A 19,102-nucleotide genomic window follows, 5' to 3' on the forward strand; every position below is an offset into this window, starting at 1 on the left:
CGCGCGAGGTGCAGGCGCAGGAGTCGGGCGATCAGGATGAGGTGGCCAAGGCCCTGCATGCGCAGCACCAGGGCATCGTCGGCAGCGGCCCGACCAACCAGAGCGCCAACGAATTTCCCGAGTTCAGCGAACCGCACCTGGTGCTGGCCAGCCCGGCGGGCATTGCCCTGACCACCCCGCGCTCGACGCATGTCGCGACCGGTGAACACCTGGCGTTGAGCAGCACCGGGCATACGAGTCTCTCGATCGGCAAGCGCCTCTTGGCCAGTGCCAGCCAGGGCATGCGGCTGTTCGTGCAGAACATGGGCTGGCGGTTGGTGGCGGCGTCGGGCGACATCGATATCAAAGCACTGAAAGACAACATCAACCTGCTGGCCAAGCTCGACATCACCGCCAATGCCGACCGCATCACCCTCACCGCCAAGACCGAACTGGTGGTGCAGGGCGGCGGCAGTGCCACCACCTACAACGCCAGTGGCATCACCCACGTGACCACCGGGCCGTACACCGCGCACGCGGCGAACTTCGCCCATGTGGGGCCCAAGAGCCTGGCCGGCACCTTCCCCGAGCCGCCGAAACCGGGCAAGGGCGATCTGGAGTTGCTGTACCAGTACGCCAACAGCAAAGGCGTGAAAACCGGCGACTACAACGTGACCGACGCACTGGGCAAATCGATCAAGGGTACGCTCGACGCCGACGGCTTCAACCTCGCCAGCGGTGCCGCCCTCGGCCCGCTGTGGGCCGACTTCGGCCTGGACCCGGCTGACACCTGGGCCGAGGCCAGCCACTTTGGCGCCAGCACGTGGCCGCTCAGCCCCTCACTCGACGATATCGCACCCGGCCAGCAATCAGTGGTCGGCGAGGTGCTGGGCGCGGCCAGGGATGGCCTGGAGAACGGCAAGGCACTGGTGCAGCAAGGCATGGACAAGGGCAAAGGACTGGTACAGGACGTTATGGCACAAGGAAAGACAATGGCCCAGGGCCTCATGGGCCCCGGTGGCTCTGCAGTGATGGACGATGGCAAGGCGCTTGCGGGCAGCGGGCTGCAACTGGCCAGAAGTGGCCAGGCGGCCTTGCAGCAGGCACAGCAGGTGGGCGCTGCACTCAAGGGCGAGCCTGCCGCGATGGCCGGCCTGGCCAGTAGCGTGGTGCCCGGCGCAGCGGCGTCGCTGGAAGCGGCAAGGGCGCTCAAGACCTTGCCCGGTCTGGCCCAGCCGACCTTGCCGAGCAGCCCGGCCAAGGCTCTGGCCAGCCGCGAGGTGCTGGCATGAGCGAGTCCGCCAAACCCCGCGAACCCCAGGTCGCGGTCGCCCCGCTCAACACCATCGACGCCAAGGACGTGGGCCGCGGCGCCGCCGAATTCGACGCCTGGCTGCAATCGATCAGCGGTGGCACCGTCACCCTGGAGCGCATCAAGTCCGTGGCCGGCGCCTTGCCGGTGGTGGGCAACATCATGGCCCTGGTGGATGCACTGGGGGACGTGGTCACCCTGGTCAAGAGCAAGCAGCGCGAGGTGCTGGACTGGGTCAGCCTGGGCATCAACCTGATCGGCGTACTGCCGGCACCGCCGACCATGGCGGCCGCGCGCATGAGCCTGCGCCCGACGTTGTTCCTGGTGCGCCAGGAACTGCGCAACAGCGCCAAGATGCTGCTGGGCGATTCGCTGATCCAGGTGCTGATAGGGCACCTGAACGCCACCATCGCCGGCACCATCGACGACTTCGTCACCCAGGCCAAGCCTAGGCTGGCCGAGATTCTTGACGCGGCGGGTGCGAAGGGCACCCAGATGCTCGGCGAAATCGCCGACGGCCTGGACGCCGTGGCCACCGGCCAGCTCGATGCCAGGAGCGACCGCACGGCGATGAGCCAGCAGTTGTCTGCGGCTGGCGACCAGCTCACGCACAGCCCCAGGGCGGCGATCAGGAATATCTTCGGTGCGATGCACAGTGCCTGCAAGGCTGCGGGCAAGGGGGTGGTGAACAGCGCCGTGAGCAAGCTGGTGTCGGATGACATCAAGGCTCAGGTACTGGCCCAGACCGGGCAGTTGCGCAAGCTGGGGCCGGAGTTGGCGCGCCAGTTGAACAGGCTGGCGGACCCGTCGCTGGCGATGAGCATCGGTTCGATGCTCAATGTGCTGGACGGCGCCGTGAAGGGCTTTCGCAAGCGCAACAAGAACGGGCAGTCGGGCGTGAGCAAGCCGGGCACCGTGACCCAGGTGGAACGGGAGAAACCCAAGGGGGAGCTGGGGGCGACGGCCAGGCAGCATGAGGCCGTGGCTTCGACCAGCCCGCTTCCAGATACCTGCCCGATCCCGCGCCCAGCGCCCAAGGCGCACTCAGGCAACCACATCAGCTTTGCCCTGGGTTCGGAATTCATCATCCATACCGACTTCAGCCTGCCGGGTGCATTTCCCATCGAGTGGCAGCGTATCTACCACTCGCGCCTGGCCGAGTACGACCAAGGCAACCTGGGCGCTCGCTGGGTCACGCCGTTCACCACCTGCATCGATGTGGTCGGCACGGGTCTGCTGTTTCACGACTACGATGGCCGTAGCCATGCGTTCGACCTGCCCAAGGTCGAGAAGGCGCAGTACAACGCTATCGAAGACCTGCTGCTGGTTCGCAGTCGTGAAGACGAACTGGTGATCTGCCGCGGCTTCGTGCGCAAGGAACACTATCTGCGCGTGGGCGAGCGCTACTACCTGCAGAAGATCCTGTTGCAGAACGATGCCGGCTGCATGCTGCATTACGAGCATCGGCACGAGGGCCGGCCGGTACTGTCCGACATCATCACCTTTCAAGGGGACATGAGTGACGTGCTGCGTCACCTAGGCACCTTGATCGATGACCATGGCCGTATCACCGGCCTTTGGGAAATGCGTGACGGCCAACCGCTACGCCAACTGTGTGCCTATCACTACGATGCCCATGGCGACCTGGTCGCCGCGCAGGATGAACACGCAGGCACCTGGCACTACCACTACCAAAATCACCTGGTGACCCGTTACACCGACCGTACCGGCCGGGGCATGAACCTGGAGTGGAAGGGCAGTGCGTTCGATGCCAAGGCCATCCGCGAATGGGCCGATGACGGCAGCTACGAGTTGCACCTGGAGTGGGACAGCAACATTCGCCTCACCTACGTCACCGACGCCCATGGCCAGGAGACCTGGTACTACTACGACATCCTTGGACATCTGTACCGTGTGCGTTACCCCGACGAGCGCTCGGAGTGGATCTTTCGCGACGAGCGCAAGCACATCGTTCGGCATGTCCACGTCGATGGCAGCGAAGACCGTTACGACTACGACGAGCAAGGCAGCGTGGTGCGGCATATCCGTGCCGACCACAGCCAGGTTCACTTTGCCTACGACGACCGCCGTCGCCCGATCAGGATCCGCGACGCCGAGGCCGGTGTGTGGGAACGCCAGTACGACCTCAAGGGCAACCTCAGCGAAACCGTCGACCCGCTGGGCAACAAGACCGAGTTCGCCTACACACCCTCCGGTCTGGTCAAGGCGATCAAGGACGCCAACGGCAACGAAAAGGCGCTGGTGTACAACGACGCCGGGCAACTGGTCGAGTACACCGACTGCTCGGGCAAGACCAGCAAATGGGCCTATGACGATATCGGACAGTTGGTGCAGTTCACCGATGCCGCCGGCAACAAGACCCAGTACACGTACAAGGCCGGCCAGCTCGCCCTGGTCATCCATCCGGACAAGACCGAAGAGCGCTTCGAGCGCGATGCCGAGAGTCGCCTGCTGGCCCACGTCGATGCCCTCGACCGCTGCACCACCTGGACCTACACCGTCGCCGGGTTGCTCGCCGAGCGGGTCGACGCGGCCGAAAACACCCTGCGTTACCGCTGGGACAAACTGGGCCGCCTCACGGGCCTGGAAAACGAAAACGAAAGCCACGCCAGTTTCCGCTACGACCCGGTCGGCCGTCTGCTGGAAGAGAGCGGCTTCGACGGCCTCACCACGCGCTACCAGTACGACACGAACACTGGGCGCCTGACCTCCACCCACGTCGGGCAACGCCGCCTCGACGTCACCTTCGATCCCGTCGGCCGTCTCATTTCCCGCGTGGCCAGCCAGGGTGACCAGCGCGAGGAAGAAACCTTTGCCTACGACGGCAACGGCAGGCTGATCCAGGCCATCAACGCCGCGAGCAAACTGCAGTGGTTCCATGACGAGGCCGGCAACCTTACCCGCGAGCACCAGCACTACCTGGCCACCGGCACCCCGATGGTCGCGGTGTGGCAGCACGAGTACGACGCCCTCAACCTGCGTACCTCCACCACTCGTCCGGACGGGCACAAGGTCAGCTGGCTGACCTACGGTAGCGGTCATCTGTTGGGCATGACGGTCGATCAGCATGAACTGCTGGCCTACGAGCGCGATGACCTGCACCGCGAGGTTGTGCGGCATCAGGGCAACAGGTTGAGCCAGACTCAGGCGTGGGACCCGGCGGGGCGCTTGCAGGAACAGCTGTTGGGCAGCCAGGACGGCAAATCGACCCTGCTCAAGCGTGAGTATCAGTACGACGCGGTAGGCCAGCTGACCGACATCCACGACACCCGTCGTGGTCATCTGGCCTACCAGTACGATCCGATTGGCCGCCTGTTGCAGGCCACCAGCCGGCTGGGGGTGGAGACCTTCGCCTTCGACCCGGCCGGCAACCTGCTGGATGACAAGCACCACGAACCGACCCGTCCGCTGGAGCGTGCGCCCAGGCGCAACCGGTTGATGGACAACCTGCTGCGCGAATATGCGGGCACGCACTACACCTATGACGAGCGGGGCAACCTGAGCCATCGGTTGCACAACGGTGTGCAGGCCCGGTTCACCTGGGACCTGTTTGACCGCTTGCAGGCTTACAGCGACGACAAGCTCAAGGTCGAGTACAGCTATGACGCCCTTGGGCGACGCTTGCACAAGCACTCGACGGCGCATTACTGGAACAAACCTGAAGCCGGTACTGGCTGGAACCAGCTGGAGCGAGCCAAGCGCCAGCGCGAGCTGAACTGCGGCTTCACCCTGTTCGGCTGGGACGGCGACACCCTCGCCTGGGAAAGCTCGCCTGCGCAGGATGAAGGTGACACCGGGCGCACGGTGCACTACTTGTACGAACCCGGCAGCTTTGTGCCGGTGGCGCAGGCTCTGCGCAAGGCCCCGATACGGTTGTACAAGGAGCCGGACTGGAGCAACCGCCCCTACGACATCGATCAGGACCCGCTCTGGCAGCAAGCGGCCTCGCCACAACCCTTTGATGCGATTGCCTGGTACCAGTGTGACCACCTGGGCACGCCGATGGAGCTGACCGACCACAACGGCGACGTGGCGTGGTCGGCGCAGTACAAGGCGTGGGGTGAGGTGAAACAAGAACGTTCGGCCTGGGCGAAACAGGTGGGGTTGAACAACCCGATCCGCTTCCAGGGCCAGTATCACGACCATGAGACGGGCCTGCACTACAACCGGTATCGGTACTATGATCCGGCGGTTGGGCGGTTTGTTGGGCAGGATCCGATCAGTTACTTTGGTGGGTTGAACCTGTTCATATATGCGCCGAATCCGATTGACTGGATAGATCCATTTGGGCTGGCTAAACGGGGACCTAAGACCAATGGTGAAGGGCCGCATAACCAAGTCATTCATGCTTGGGGGCGAGAGGTTCAAGCATCAGGGGGTACCGTTCTAGCTGGAGGTGGCGTTGAAAAAGAGAATTTAATTAAAACTCCTGGAGGTAATAAAGAGGGACGCCGGCCGGACATTATCTATAGAGATGCTGATGGAAAAGTTGTCTATGGGAATGTAGGGAAAGTCAAAGCTGATGGGAGCACACCAGTCCCGCGCGAGCAAAAAGCTATGGAAGACTTACGTACCAAAACTTTAGGTGTCGATAGACCATCTGATGTTCAATTTCGACCTTATAATAAAAATTGTCCGTCGAGGTGAGTCATGGAAAAAACAGTTTTTATGGATTTTCAAGAGTACATTGGAGTGGTTAATGAATTGAGGGATGAAACTGGGTTTGGAGTGTATATCTCATACCGAATGAATGAACCATTTCTACTTGTAAAAGATAGGGGCTTTGTAAGGCTCGATTCATTTGAGATCTTTCCTCAGATGAAAATAATAATGGGCTCAGATCGCGACTTCTCCTTCAAGGGTAAAGCCCAGATTGAAGTTGACAGGAAGGATAAAGTTGGTTTTGTTCGTGCTTGCTATGGGGGGGAAGACGAATATGCTATTGGAGCAACAATTTTTAGTGGTGATAAATCTGAGTCTGAAAAAGTTATTGATCGTGTACTGACAAGAATTTTGAAGAAAATAGCACGCAAAGGTGTTAAGGACTCAGGGGGGAATGTTAGTTATGTTACCGATCGATATTACTGGACCGAAGGAGCGTTTGTTTCAGGGAAGAACTGGCATTTGTTCCTTGGACGGGGAGTGGATAGGCCGAAAAACTCTTGTCCTGGATACTTTCCGAAGTAGCAAGTTTTTGGGGTTACTTGATTTTATGGTCGCGTAGGCTTGCTTTTTAAGATTGGTTCCTCTCTATCCGTCCGGGAATCTCAGCCGCCAACTGCACAGGAGTGCGCAGGTAGGTCACTTAGTACCCATTTGGCTGTTTAAAAAGATGCGGCGACGGCAACCACAAGGCCGAGTTCATCTATAACGCCCTCGGGCGACGGTTGCACAAGCACTCGACGGCGCATTACTGGAACAAACCTGAAGCCGGTACTGGCTGGAACCAGCTGGAGCGAGCCAAGCGCCAGCGCGAGCTGAACTGCGGCTTCACCCTGTTCGGCTGGGACGGCGACACCCTCGCCTGGGAAAGCTCGCCTGCGCAGGATGAAGGTGACACCGGGCGCACGGTGCACTACTTGTACGAACCCGGCAGCTTTGTGCCGGTGGCGCAGGCTCTGCGCAAGGCCCCGATACGGTTGTACAAGGAGCCGGACTGGAGCAACCGCCCCTACGACATCGACCAGGACCCGCTCTGGCAGCAAGCGGCCTCTGGCAGCATTAGGCGAACGCGAGGGAACCTACTTGGCTACACCACCAACTCTTCGGAGAAAATGAATGGCTGATGTATATAATTTTTTAGTTGCTCATCCTAGGCCGCATGAAGTTCTGAGTGTTGCTAATTTTGATGCTGGCCTTCGGGCTTGGATGTACAAGGCTGGCGAGCAAATAAGCCGGTGTGGTGGAAGAGGTAAGAAAATAATAAAATACAGTGAAAAAAAATACCTTAAGGATCTGCATGATGGAGCTATTGGAGAGATTGAACTGTACTCAGGTCGTATCTGGGAAGAAAGTGGTGGTAGTGAAATGTTGAACTGCAATTTCTCTGCAGTTCTTTCAGGAGAAGCAGGGCTGTTATTGTCTGCATTTTCCGAAAAAATGAAATTGGAGGCTTTAGTTGAATCGTTCTATGAGTTTGATCGATGGAGTGAATCATTTGACTACATATACTCGTATGGGGAAAGCCACGCTTATGGGTTCGGTTATGCGCGCGGAATTTATATGCCAGATGAAAAGCATCCCTTAATGTGGCCTCGGCGCAATGAGGTCGGTATATGGTGGAAAAAACAGCGGGCTGGAACTACGGATTCATTTATACGAGATGTTTATCCTGTAAACATTTTTTCCGACCGGAAGCTCTCCGCTCTTCCACCTGAAAAAAGAACAGCGTTAGAGTCGGCTATGAAGAGGTTCGGCGTGTGTGACACACGAGGTGAATTTACCGTGTGGGCATTAGATAATCATGAACTAGAAACTGTGAGAACAGAGTTGAAAGCTGTTGAGTTGCTAGCGTCCTATTGTCCGTGACCTCGGTAGATTTGCTAAATCACGCTGCGGGGTAACAGCCTTCTATAACAGGTGGGCCGCTTACAGGAACAGCTGCTGGGCAGCCAGGACGGCAAAGCGACCCTGCTCAAGCGTGAGTATCAGTACGACGCGGTAGGCCAGCTGACCGACATCCATGACGCCCGGCGTGGTCATCTGGCCTACCAGTACGACCCGATTGGCCGCCTGTTACAGGCCACCAGCCGCCTGGGCGTGGAGACCTTCGCCTTCGACCCGGCCGGCAATCTGCTGGACGACAAGCACCACGAACCGACCCGTACGCTGGAGCGTGCGCCCAGGCGTAACCGGTTGATGGACAACCTGCTGCGTGAGTATGCGGGCACGCATTACACCTATGACGAGCGGGGCAACCTGAGCCACCGGTTGCACAACGGTGTGCAGGTCCGAAAGCAGTTACTGGCATGTGAACGAAACTACAAGCGACCTCATGCGGCGTGATCGACCAGGCCATAGCGTGCCAAGGAGTTGGATCTCAAATTCTGTTACATGATGGAGCCGTTTCAGGGTGTTACCGATCTGGCATATTCGCAGGACAGCGCAGTGTCTTCAGACGTGTTGAAAACCTGCATGAATCACTACTTGCTGCACGATGATCTTCTGGACGTGAGTCAGGGCCACCAATACAGTGCTCAACGCGGGATTCTTGTAGCCTCCAGTGATGGACATCGAAACCGAATGTCAAAAACGCGTGTCATCGGCACAACGCTTTCTGCAATCGCTTCTGCAGAGAAGGAACTGAACAGAACGTTCCCCACATCCTTTTCCCGCTGGCTGCTTGCCAACAATGGACGGTCATTGGGTGGCCTGGTGGTGTTCCCCGTGTTCGACAGCCGAGACCCGAGGAAGACCTGGGACTCGATCGTCCGAAATTACACGTCAGGGTGGCAGGCGTGGCTGGAAAACTTCTCGCAATTGCCTGAGCGTTTTGCACCGCTGTTGCCCTTCGCAGAGTTTGGAACAGGTGATTATTATTGCTTCGATTATGACGCGCAAGGCGCCTCAGGCGAGCCTGCCGTGGTGTTGTGGGATCATGAAACGGGCAGTGCCCGCCGGTTTGCGGATGACTTTGAGCAGTGGCTGAGTAGCGTTGATCCTGCTCCTTAACGATCATCAGTACCCCTGGATGGCTTGAATGTTTGACAGCGGCTATGAGTATCTGGGCTGCCCAGCGTGATACCCGCTCGATGACGCCCGCGTTCCCACGACATGCAACGGCATGTTGATGTTCAGCCCTCTTCCAATCAGGCACCATCGGACGTGAGTGCAAAGGCCTGCACCTCCACACGTAATACATCCCATCACACAAGGACGGACCCACCTCATGAAAGACATTGTTCGCCTGGGCGATGCCACCACCCACGGTGGCGTGGTACTCGAAGCCTTTTCCAACACCAACCTCAATGGCAAGCCGATTGCCGGGGTAGGGCACAGCGTCAGTTGCCCCCTGTGCAAAGGGGTATTTCCCATTGCCGAGGGCAGCAGCACCTACAGCGTCGGCGGTACGCCAGTGGCGCTGGATGGCATGAAGACCGCCTGCGGCGCCGCGCTGATCGCCAGTGGCCCCAAGGGCGCAGTCATCAGCTAGGCATTGCCCGCAACGTGCACTTTCCCCCCCGGCCGCACCGCCAGTCGCGACGATGGCCGGGGTACCCAATTGTGTCTACAATCAGCTCCTTTGATTGACCTACTTACTGGAGCTCACGTTTTGGCTCAATACGTCTACACCATGCATCGGCTTAGCAAAGTTGTGCCGCCGAAGCGGGAAATCCTCAAGAACATTTCGCTGTCCTTTTTCCCCGGCGCCAAGATCGGCGTGCTCGGCCTCAACGGTTCGGGTAAATCCACCCTGCTGAAAATCATGGCCGGCGTCGACACCGAGTTCGACGGCGAAGCGCGTCCGATGCCCGATCTGAATGTCGGCTACCTGCCGCAAGAGCCGCAACTGGACCCCACCAAGACCGTGCGTGAAGTGGTCGAAGAGGCCGTCAGCGTGATCAAGGACGCCCAGGCCCGCCTGGACGAGGTCTACGCCGCCTATGCCGACCCGGACGCCGACTTCGACAAGCTGGCCGCCGAACAGGCCAAGCTGGAAGCGATCCTGCAGGCCAGCGACGGTCACAACCTCGAGCGCCAGCTGGAAGTCGCCGCCGACGCGCTGCGCCTGCCGGCCTGGGACGCCAAGGTCGAACACCTGTCCGGTGGCGAGAAGCGCCGCGTGGCCCTGTGCCGCCTGCTGCTGTCGGCCCCCGACATGCTGCTGCTCGACGAACCGACCAACCACCTGGATGCCGACTCGGTCGCCTGGCTGGAGCACTTCCTGCACGACTTCCCGGGCACCGTGGTCGCGATTACCCACGACCGTTACTTCCTGGACAACGTCGCCGGCTGGATTCTGGAACTCGACCGCGGCGCCGGTATTCCTTACGAGGGCAACTATTCGGGTTGGCTGGAAGCCAAGTCGGACCGCCTGGCCCAGGAGTCCAAGCAGCAGTCGGCCCATGAAAAGGCCATGAAGGAAGAACTGGAATGGGTGCGCAAAGGCGCCAAGGCCCGCCAGTCCAAATCCAAGGCGCGTCTGCAACGCTTCGAAGAAATGCAGTCGCAGGAATTCCAGAAGCGCAGCGAAACCAACGAGATCTACATCCCGGCCGGCCCGCGCCTGGGTGACAAGGTCATCGAGTTCAAGAACGTCACCAAGGGCTACGGCGACCGCGTTCTGATCGACAACCTGTCGTTCAGCATGCCAAAAGGCGCCATCGTCGGTGTGATCGGCGGTAACGGCGCCGGTAAATCGACCCTGTTCCGCATGCTGATGGGCAAGGAGCAACCGGACTCGGGCAGCATCGAGATCGGTGAAACCGTGCAACTGGCCTGCGTCGACCAGAGCCGCGAAGACCTGGACGGCGGCAAGACCGTGTTCCAGCAGATCTCCGACGGTTCCGACCAGATCCGCATCGGCAACTACGAGATCCCGGCGCGTACCTACGTGGGGCGCTTCAACTTCAAGGGCGGCGACCAGCAGAAGTTCGTCAAGGACCTCTCCGGTGGTGAGCGTGGCCGCCTGCACCTGGCGTTGACGCTCAAAGAGGGCGGCAACGTGCTGCTGCTCGACGAACCGTCCAACGACCTCGACGTCGAAACCCTGCGTTCGCTGGAGGAAGCCCTGCTGGACTTCCCGGGCGCCGCTATCGTGATCTCTCACGATCGGTGGTTCCTTGACCGTGTGGCTACCCACATCCTGGCCTACGAAGACGATTCGCAGGCGGTGTTCTTCGAAGGCAACTACACCGAGTACGAAGCCGATCGCAAGAAGCGCCTGGGTGAAGCCGCTGCCCAGCCGCACCGGGTACGGCACAAGAAACTGGCATGACCTTCACGGTCTTGCACTGAAACGGGGCCTTCGGGCCCCGTTTTTTTTGCCTGGAATCCGGGTGAATCCTTCGCCGGCAAGGCCGGCTCCTACAGGGTTGTGCGATCTCCTGTAGGAGCCGGCTTTGCCGGCGAAGGTGTATACATTTATAGAAATGCACCATTTATTTCCATAAAAACGACATTTTGCCCTGTTGCGGTGCGAGTGGTTCTTGGTAAAGTCCTGAAAAAACTAATAAGTCCAACTCTATCTGGTGAATGTCTAAATGATCGAATCCGTCGAAGACTTCCTCGCACGCCTGCAAAAACGCGACCCTGCCCAGCCCGAATTCCATCAGGCCGTGGAAGAGGTACTGCGCAGCCTGTGGCCCTTCCTCGAAGCCAACCCGCACTACCTGCAGGCCGGTATTCTCGAACGCATGGTCGAGCCGGAGCGGGCCATTCTGTTCCGTGTATCGTGGGTCGACGACAAGGGCAGGGTGCGTGTCAACCGCGGCTACCGCATCCAGATGAGCAGCGCCATCGGCCCATACAAGGGCGGCCTGCGTTTCCACCCTTCGGTGAACCTCGGCGTGCTGAAGTTCCTGGCCTTCGAACAGGTACTCAAGAATTCCCTCACCTCGCTGCCCATGGGCGGCGGCAAGGGCGGCTCGGACTTCGACCCCAAGGGCAAGAGCGACGCCGAAGTCATGCGCTTCTGCCAGGCATTCATGAGCGAGCTGTACCGCCACATCGGCGCCGACCTCGACGTGCCGGCCGGTGACATCGGCGTAGGTGGTCGCGAAATCGGCTTCCTGTTCGGCCAGTACAAGCGCCTGGCCAACCAGTTCACCTCGGTGCTGACCGGCAAGGGCATGAACTACGGCGGCAGCCTGATTCGCCCCGAAGCCACCGGCTACGGCTGCGTGTACTTCGCCGAAGAAATGCTCAAGCGCGACGGCCTGCGCATCGACGGTCGCCGTGTGGCCATCTCCGGCTCCGGCAACGTGGCGCAATATGCCGCGCGCAAGGTCATGGACCTGGGCGGCAAGGTCATCTCGCTGTCCGACTCCGAGGGTACCCTGTACTGCGAAGCCGGCCTGAACGATGCGCAGTGGGATGCGCTGATGGAGCTCAAGAACGTCAAGCGCGGCCGCCTGAGCGAGCTGGGCGGCGAGTTCGGCCTGGAGTTCCGCGCCGGCCAGCGCCCTTGGAGCCTGGCCTGCGACATCGCCCTGCCGTGCGCCACCCAGAACGAGCTGGACGCCGAAGACGCACGCACCCTGCTGCGCAACGGCTGCATCTGCGTGGCCGAAGGCGCCAACATGCCGACCACCCTGGACGCCGTGGACCTCTTCATCGAGGCCGGCATCCTGTTCGCCCCGGGCAAGGCCTCCAACGCCGGCGGCGTGGCCGTCAGCGGCCTGGAGATGTCGCAGAACGCCATGCGCCTGCTGTGGACGGCCGGCGAGGTGGACAGCAAGCTGCACAACATCATGCAGTCGATCCACCATGCCTGTGTGTACTACGGCGAAGAGAACGGCCGCATCAACTACGTCAAGGGCGCCAATATCGCCGGCTTCGTCAAGGTTGCCGACGCCATGCTGGCCCAGGGCGTGGTCTAGGCCTGCGGCTCGATGGCGACGACCTCGATCAGTTGATCCCCCGCCGGTCGTCGCCACAGCACCTCGTCACCGGGCGCTGCCCCCAGCAGTGCCCGGCCCAGGGGTGACCCCCAGTTGATCAGGCCACTGGCGGCATAGGCCTGGTCTTCGCCGACCAGTTGCACTTCATGCTGGCGGCCTTCTTCATCGACAAACACCACCCGGCTACCGATCTGCACCTTGCTCTGCGAGGTGGCGGGTGCGGCCACCTGGGCGCTCTGCACGCGGGCGCTGAAGTAGCGCAGGTCGCGCTCGACCTCGGCCAGGCGTTGTTTGTCGGGGTCGCCCAGCAGCGTGCTGCGCAGGGTCTCCAGTTCGCTGACCCGCTGCTTGAGCAGGGTCAGGCCCTGGGCGGTGACGTGGTTGGGTTGTTCGCTGATGCGCCGCTCTACCGGTTGATTGGCCTGATCGGCGGCCTGGTCTTCGTTGACGAATGCTCGGCTCATGGTTGGCCTCCTTTGTAGGAAGACCATGATGCGCGGTCACCGGTTGCATCGAATGTTCGAGGGCGACCTATTGGCGTCGATAGGCGCGGGCGGCGTCGCGGTCCTTTTCCTGCTGCCACTGCTGATCGCGCTCGTCCCAGTGGCGGCTGCGGTAGGTGTCCTGGTCCTGGCTCTGCTGCATGGCCTGGCACTGGCGAAAGCCGTCGTCCCAGCCGGTCTCGTACTGGCGGTCGTGCAGATAGCGCGGCACGTCCTTGCGAAACTCGCCCATCATCACGCCTGCGGCCTGGTGGCCGCTGCTGCAACCGGCCTGGAAGCCGTCGGCGTAGGGGGCAGGGTAGCCTTGCTCGATCAGTTGATCGTGGGTGCTGGCGCAACCGCCCAGCATCATTGCCACCAGTACCCAGTGCCCGCGCATGTTCGAACTCTCCACCTGTTGGGGGGAAGTCTAGGTGCTGGTGTGTGCAAGAGAGGTCAAAAAGATGTCAAACAATTGGATCGCATCGCGGGTCAAGCCCGCTCCCACAAGGTTTCTCATTGCCCTTGTGGGAGCGGGCTTGACCCGCGATGACTTCAGTAGTTGTACCACTTCACCTCGAGCATCACCTCGTTCTGCGCCGTCGCCAGCTGGCTGAACTCGCGCCTGGCACTCAGGCGCAGGCCCAGGTTGCGCGACAGTTCCCACTGCTGGTTGAGGCTCAGGCTGCGGCGGACCTCGCCATTGGTGAAGTAGTCGCCCTTGGCCTCCAGGCTCAGGTTGCCCAGCCCGTTGCGCCACAGCACGCCGGTGTTGAACCCTGCCGCGGGTGCGATGAACCCGGCAAAGTCATTGTTGTGCTCCACCCGCACCGTGCCCAGGGCAAACCCGAGCATGTCCTCGCCCAACTGCCAGGTGCCCCCGGCGCCGCCATTCACATGGCTGACCAGCACCTCGTTCTCATGCTTGCCCAGCACCCGTTCCAACCCGCCGGCCACCTGCCACGACCACGGCTTGAGCAGGTCGTTGCGCGGCGTCAGCGAGCGGATCGTGGCCAGGTCCAGGCGCTGCACCTGCCAGTCGTTGTGTTCGTACTGGCGCACCTTCAGTTGCAGGATCTCGATCTGCGCCCCCAGCGGGAAGCCGTAGGCGTTGTCGTTGAGGTCGTGATAGGCCATGCGCAGCCCGTACTCGGCAAAGGCCCGGTCTTCTCGGGTACCCACGCCCAGCTGCCAGGTGCGCGACTCGTGGCCGTCCTCCGGCAGCCCGGGGCGTTCGATCTGCAACGGCGGTGGCGGGTTGCGGTTGATCGCGCGCAGCAACTCGAAGCTGCGCCTGGCCCGCTCCGGGTCGCGCTCCAGGCCATTGGCGCGGTAGCGCTCCAGGCGATAGGCGGCGTCCTGCACCAGCGCCTGGCGCTCGCGCGGCAGCTCGGTGAAGGCGGGGCTCTGCAGCTGCGCGGTGTCGGCGCTCACGGCCAGCACCTGCTGCTGTTCGGCATGGTCCAGCGGTTTGGCCCGCTCCAGCAGCTCGCGCTCGCGCGATGGGCGGTAGTCGGTACGCGCCACCAGCCCGGACTGTTTCACCGCCTTGACCGTGTCGGTGGGGATCGCCGTGAGCGGGAACTGCGAGGTCAGGTCCAGGCTCGGCCGTGCCACCTGCAGCAGTTCGAGCAGGCGATACGAGCAGTTTTCGTCGAAGAAGAAATAGTCGAACTGGATCTGCTTGAGTTCCCAGATGTGCTCGACCATGCGCCCGGTTTCCTCGGGCGTGAGGTTCAGCCGGTATTCCCACAGGTCGCGGTTTTCCAGGCTGCGGTATTCGGACAGCTTCTCCTGGTAGGGCACCAGCGCGAACAGGCCGGGGTAGCCGCCCATCAGGCCCTTCCAGGCATACAGGATGCTGTTGTCGTTGCCCTCGATGTAGGCGCCGAAGTTGATCGCGTAGCTCAGCAGTGCGGTGTTGTCGCTTTGCACGTCGGCCTGGTCGATACGCAGCAGCGTGTGCCCGAACATCGACGAGGGGCTGTTCAGGTAGGCCGCCGGGAAGATCATCACCGCGCTGTGCGGCGACACATCCGAGTACCACTGGGTGTAGGCCTTGCAGTCCGGCGCCGGCAGGTCGGTGAGCTGCAACTGCTCGCGCAGCCAGCGGGTGCGCGCCGGGAATACGCATTGCGCGTGCTGGTCGCCCAGGCTGGCCGGGGCGTACAGCGCCTCATAGGTGGCGCGCAGTTCCTGGTCAGGGTGGTGCGCACCGTCCTTGGCCAGGAAGAATTTGGGGTCGTCCACGTAGCTGCGCCATCCGCCGAGCTTGGCGGTTTCGTAATGGCCCAGGGAGATCCAGTAGCGGTCGTTGGCCAGTGCGTGCAGACGAGCATCGTCCAGCACGGTGGCAGCGTGCAGCGGGGCGCAGGCACAGAGCGCCAGGTAGGCAAGGCGTTTGAGCATGTCGGGCAACTACGTCTGAATGATGCCGATAGAGGCGGGCAAACAAACCCGCCCCGTGGTCGGGGCGGGTGTGCCGAGCTTAGGCCGGGGTTGCGTATTTGGCCAGACGGGCGTCGCTTTTCAGGACGGCGAGGGTGTTGGTGTGAACATCTTCAGCGGTAGCGTCGGCTGTGGTGAAGATTTCCTGGAAGTGCTGGTGGGTCACGGCCGCGAAGTGCGCACGGTCTTCCGGTGCGACGCCCAGTACCACCGCGTAGGTGGTCAGTGCTTCGCCCTGGCCTTGCGCCATGTCTTCGGACAGCTCGTTCATCATGCCATTCATGGCGAACCAGGATTTGCCGCCATAGGTCAGCGACGCATTGGTGGAGCAGCCGTTGGTGCCCGAGGTCATGCCGAAGGTGGCGTTGCCCGAGGTACCGTTGGTGGTGGATGCGAGGAAGTGAGCCGGCGTGCCGCGTTGGCCCTCGAACAGCATGTTGCCCCAGCCGCAGTCCGGGCCGCCTGGCGCCTGGGCCATGGCGTTGAGCGAAACCGCGGTGAACAGAGTACCCAGAAGAATCCGTTTCATAGCATTGTTCTCTTTCTGATGTTCAAACCAAAGGTCAGGGTTATCTGGCATGTCTGTAGGACTAGTTGCCAGGACGGGTCGGTTGTTTACCCAGCCGCGCAGTTTGGAGTTTAGGCACGATCTAAGGGTTCCGTGATTAATTGCAAAAGATTGCTTGAAATAATTGACGCGGAGCAGGTTTTCGACCCTGCGCGCTAAAGCGTTGAAGAGCCTTGCAAGCCGGGCGCAGGCGGCGCCAGAATGCCGTCATCCGCCCCGCCGAAGTAAGGAAGCCCGATGCCCGATCCTGTTGCTGCGAGCCTGCGTCTTGCGCCCGAAGCCCTGACCCGGCCGTTTTCCGCTGAACAGTTCGATTTTTCCACCACCAATGATCTGGAGCCCTTTCGCGGTGTGCTAGGCCAGGAACGTGCAGTCGAAGCCTTGCAGTTCGGCGTCGCCATGCCACGCCCCGGTTACAACGTGTTTGTCATGGGCGAGCCGGGCACCGGCCGCTTCTCGTTCGTCAAGCGCTACCTCAAGGCAGAAGGCAAGCGCCTGCAGACGCCGTCCGACTGGCTGTACGTCAACAACTTTGACGAGCCCCGCGAGCCCAAGGCGTTCGAGCTGCCGGCCGGCAGTGCCGGGGCCTTCATCGCCGATATCGGGGGCCTGATCGACAACCTGCTGGCGACCTTTCCGGCGGTGTTCGAGCACCCGTCCTATCAGCAGAAGAAAAGCGCCATCGACCGCGCCTTCAACCAGCGCTACGACCGTGCCCTGGATGTGATCGAGCGCGCCTCGCTGGAAAAGGACGTGGCCCTGTACCGCGACAGCAGCAACGTCGCCTTCACCCCCATGGCCGATGGCAAGGCGCTGGACGAGGCCGAGTTCGCCCAGTTGCCTGAGGCCGAGCGCGAGCGCTTCCACGAGGACATCGCCGCGCTGGAAGAGCGCCTCAACGAAGAGCTCGCCAGCCTGCCGCAGTGGAAGCGCGAGTCGAACAACCAGCTGCGCCAGCTCAACGAAGAAACCATCACCCTGGCCCTGCAGCCCTTGCTGGCCCCGCTGTCGGAGAAATACGCCGAGAACGCTGCGGTGTGCGCCTACCTGCAGGCCATGCAGGTCAACCTGCTGCGCACCGTGGTCGAGCAACTGGTCGACGACAGCAAGACCGACGCCGTGGCGCGCAAGATGCTCGAAGAGCAGTACGCCCCCAGCCTGGTGGTCGGCCATCATGCCAGCGGCGGCGCGCCCGTGGTGTTCGAGCCGCACCCTACCTACGACAACCTGTTCGGCCGCATCGAATACGGCAACGACCAGGGCGCGCTGTACACCACCTATCGCCAGTTGCGCCCGGGGGCGCTGCACCGCGCCAATGGCGGGTTCCTGATTCTGGAAGCCGAGAAGATGCTCGGCGAGCCGTTCGTGTGGGATGCGCTCAAGCGCGCCCTGCAATCGCGCAAGCTGAAGATGGAGTCGCCGCTGGGCGAGTTCGGTCGCCTGGCCACCGTGACCCTCACCCCGCAGATGATCCCGCTGCAGGTCAAGGTGATCATCATCGGCGCCCGCCAGCTGTACTACGCGCTGCAGGACCACGACCCGGACTTCCAGGAGATGTTCCGGGTGCTGGTGGACTTCGACGAAGACATTCCCATGGTCGAGGAGAGCCTGGAGCAGTTCGCCCAGTTGCTCAAGACCCGCACCAGCGAGGAGGGCATGGCCCCGCTGACCGCCGATGCGGTGGCGCGCCTGGCCACCTACAGCGCCCGCCTGGCCGAGCACCAGGGGCGTCTTTCGGCGCGCATCGGCGACCTGTTCCAGCTGGTCAGCGAGGCGGATTTCATTCGCCACCTGGCCAACGACGAGATGACCGACGCCGGGCACATCGAGCGGGCGCTCAAGGCCAAGGCCACGCGTACCGGGCGGGTATCGGCGCGGATTCTCGACGACATGCTGGCCGGGATCATCCTGATCGACACCGAAGGCGCGGCGGTGGGCAAGTGCAACGGCCTGACCGTGCTGGAGGTGGGCGATTCGGCGTTCGGCGTGCCGGCGCGGATTTCCGCCACGGTGTACCCGGGCGGCAGCGGCATCGTCGATATCGAGCGTGAGGTCAACCTGGGCCAGCCGATCCACTCCAAGGGCGTGATGATCCTCACCGGGTACCTGGGCAGCCGCTATGCCCAGGAGTTCCCCCTGGCCATTTCGGCCAGCATCGCACTGGAGCAGTCCTACGGCTATGTGGATGGCGACAGCGCATCGCTGGGCGAGGCCTGCACGCTGATCTCGGCCCTGTCGAAAACCCCGCTCAAGCAGTGCTTTGCGATCACTGGCTCGATCAACCAGTTCGGTGAAGTGCAGGCGGTGGGCGGGGTCAACGAGAAGATCGAGGGCTTCTTCCGCCTGTGCGAGGCACGTGGCCTGACCGGTGAGCAGGGCGCGATCATCCCGCGGGCCAACGTGGCCACGCTGATGCTCGACGAGCGCGTGCTGCAGGCGGTGCGCGCCGGGCAATTCCATGTCTACGCAGTCAGCCAGGCCGACGAGGCCCTGAGCCTGCTGGTGGGCGAGCCGGCCGGGCAGCCGAACGAGGAGGGCGAGTTCCCCGAAGGCAGCATCAATGCGCGGGTAGTCGAGCGGTTGCGGGTGATTGCCGAGATGATCAGCGAAGAGGACCTCAAGGAAGCCGAGAAGGAGCAGGCCGAAGAGGCGCTGGCGCAGGTGAAGCCTTCCTGACCGCGTTGGGTTCTTCGCCGGCAATGCCGGCTCCTACATGTGGGAGTCGGCATTA

13 protein-coding genes and 2 pseudogenes are annotated in these 19,102 nt (G+C 61.8%); 11 read left to right on the plus strand and 4 right to left on the minus strand.

The features are described from left to right. The 10 genes and pseudogenes from B4I46_RS04995 to gdhA form a co-directional block, all read left to right on the plus strand. A partial coding sequence (locus B4I46_RS04995) for a DUF2345 domain-containing protein (RefSeq protein ID WP_286898867.1) occupies positions 1 to 1,271 on the plus strand: 1,271 nt, incomplete at its 5' end. Continuing rightward, complete coding sequence (locus B4I46_RS05000) at positions 1,268 to 5,959, plus strand: RHS repeat-associated core domain-containing protein (protein ID WP_286898868.1); 4,692 nt, start codon at positions 1,268 to 1,270, stop codon at positions 5,957 to 5,959. The genes B4I46_RS04995 and B4I46_RS05000, both read left to right, overlap by 4 nt. 3 nt (positions 5,960 to 5,962) lie before the next feature. Then, positions 5,963 to 6,499: a hypothetical protein gene (locus tag B4I46_RS05005; protein WP_275730373.1), complete on the plus strand. Its 537-nt coding sequence runs from the start codon at positions 5,963 to 5,965 to the stop codon at positions 6,497 to 6,499. Between the two features lie 179 nt (positions 6,500 to 6,678). After that, positions 6,679 to 7,011: pseudogene (locus tag B4I46_RS05010) on the plus strand (hypothetical protein); the annotation flags it as partial. A 79-nt stretch (positions 7,012 to 7,090) separates the two neighbouring features. After that, entirely contained in the window at positions 7,091 to 7,840 is a 750-nt protein-coding gene (locus B4I46_RS05015; protein WP_286898870.1) for a hypothetical protein, read from the plus strand. 54 nt (positions 7,841 to 7,894) lie between these two features. Continuing rightward, a pseudogene (locus B4I46_RS05020) lies at positions 7,895 to 8,254 on the plus strand (hypothetical protein); the annotation flags it as partial. A gap of 90 nt (positions 8,255 to 8,344) precedes the next feature. Then, entirely contained in the window at positions 8,345 to 8,983 is a 639-nt protein-coding gene (locus B4I46_RS05025) for an SMI1/KNR4 family protein (protein ID WP_256582859.1), read from the plus strand. Positions 8,984 to 9,200: 217 nt separating this feature from the next. Next, positions 9,201 to 9,464, plus strand: a complete 264-nt coding sequence (locus B4I46_RS05030) for a PAAR domain-containing protein (protein ID WP_054916267.1) — start codon at positions 9,201 to 9,203, stop codon at positions 9,462 to 9,464. A 120-nt stretch (positions 9,465 to 9,584) separates the two neighbouring features. After that, on the plus strand, positions 9,585 to 11,249 hold the full coding sequence (gene ettA, locus B4I46_RS05035; protein WP_043860207.1) for an energy-dependent translational throttle protein EttA: 1,665 nt from the start codon (positions 9,585 to 9,587) through the stop codon (positions 11,247 to 11,249). Positions 11,250 to 11,514: 265 nt separating this feature from the next. Then, on the plus strand, positions 11,515 to 12,852 hold the full coding sequence (gene gdhA, locus B4I46_RS05040; RefSeq protein WP_043860208.1) for an NADP-specific glutamate dehydrogenase: 1,338 nt from the start codon (positions 11,515 to 11,517) through the stop codon (positions 12,850 to 12,852). On the opposite strand, the gene B4I46_RS05045 is transcribed toward gdhA, so the two are convergent. From B4I46_RS05045 to B4I46_RS05060, 4 genes are all read right to left on the minus strand, one after another. After that, positions 12,849 to 13,337, minus strand: a complete 489-nt coding sequence (locus tag B4I46_RS05045) for a GreA/GreB family elongation factor (protein WP_054916265.1) — start codon at positions 13,335 to 13,337, stop codon at positions 12,849 to 12,851. The genes gdhA and B4I46_RS05045 overlap by 4 nt on opposite strands. Positions 13,338 to 13,404: 67 nt before the next feature. Beyond that, positions 13,405 to 13,755: a hypothetical protein gene (locus B4I46_RS05050; RefSeq protein WP_043860210.1), complete on the minus strand. Its 351-nt coding sequence runs from the start codon at positions 13,753 to 13,755 to the stop codon at positions 13,405 to 13,407. Between the two features lie 155 nt (positions 13,756 to 13,910). Continuing rightward, positions 13,911 to 15,764, minus strand: a complete 1,854-nt coding sequence (locus B4I46_RS05055; RefSeq protein ID WP_043860211.1) for a DUF4105 domain-containing protein — start codon at positions 15,762 to 15,764, stop codon at positions 13,911 to 13,913. A gap of 79 nt (positions 15,765 to 15,843) precedes the next feature. Beyond that, positions 15,844 to 16,332, minus strand: coding sequence for a DUF3015 domain-containing protein (locus tag B4I46_RS05060; RefSeq protein WP_043860212.1), 489 nt, complete (start codon positions 16,330 to 16,332; stop codon positions 15,844 to 15,846). Between the two features lie 276 nt (positions 16,333 to 16,608). Here B4I46_RS05060 and B4I46_RS05065 point away from each other — a divergent pair, with 276 nt between their 5' ends. Then, positions 16,609 to 19,047 carry a Lon protease family protein gene (locus tag B4I46_RS05065; RefSeq protein WP_043860213.1) on the plus strand — a complete coding sequence of 813 codons (2,439 nt, stop codon included), beginning with the start codon at positions 16,609 to 16,611 and terminating at the stop codon, positions 19,045 to 19,047. Positions 19,048 to 19,102 lie beyond the last annotated feature (55 nt).

Source organism: Pseudomonas sp. UBA7500 (genome assembly GCF_002478435.1).
GTDB lineage: Bacteria > Pseudomonadota > Gammaproteobacteria > Pseudomonadales > Pseudomonadaceae > Aquipseudomonas > Aquipseudomonas palmensis.

What these genes read in the sequence shown, in the direction of transcription:
- B4I46_RS05030 (WP_054916267.1), top strand. Translation starts at nt 9,201, where the DNA reads ATGAAAGACATTGTTCGCCTGGGCGATGCCACCACCCACGGTGGCGTG.
- B4I46_RS05045 (WP_054916265.1), bottom strand. Translation starts at nt 13,337, where the DNA reads ATGAGCCGAGCATTCGTCAACGAAGACCAGGCCGCCGATCAGGCCAAT.
- B4I46_RS05015 (WP_286898870.1), top strand. Translation starts at nt 7,091, where the DNA reads ATGGCTGATGTATATAATTTTTTAGTTGCTCATCCTAGGCCGCATGAA.
- B4I46_RS05000 (WP_286898868.1), top strand. Translation starts at nt 1,268, where the DNA reads ATGAGCGAGTCCGCCAAACCCCGCGAACCCCAGGTCGCGGTCGCCCCG.
- gdhA (WP_043860208.1), top strand. Translation starts at nt 11,515, where the DNA reads ATGATCGAATCCGTCGAAGACTTCCTCGCACGCCTGCAAAAACGCGAC.
- B4I46_RS05050 (WP_043860210.1), bottom strand. Translation starts at nt 13,755, where the DNA reads ATGCGCGGGCACTGGGTACTGGTGGCAATGATGCTGGGCGGTTGCGCC.
- B4I46_RS05065 (WP_043860213.1), top strand. Translation starts at nt 16,609, where the DNA reads ATGCCCGATCCTGTTGCTGCGAGCCTGCGTCTTGCGCCCGAAGCCCTG.
- B4I46_RS05055 (WP_043860211.1), bottom strand. Translation starts at nt 15,764, where the DNA reads ATGCTCAAACGCCTTGCCTACCTGGCGCTCTGTGCCTGCGCCCCGCTG.
- B4I46_RS05005 (WP_275730373.1), top strand. Translation starts at nt 5,963, where the DNA reads ATGGAAAAAACAGTTTTTATGGATTTTCAAGAGTACATTGGAGTGGTT.
- B4I46_RS05060 (WP_043860212.1), bottom strand. Translation starts at nt 16,332, where the DNA reads ATGAAACGGATTCTTCTGGGTACTCTGTTCACCGCGGTTTCGCTCAAC.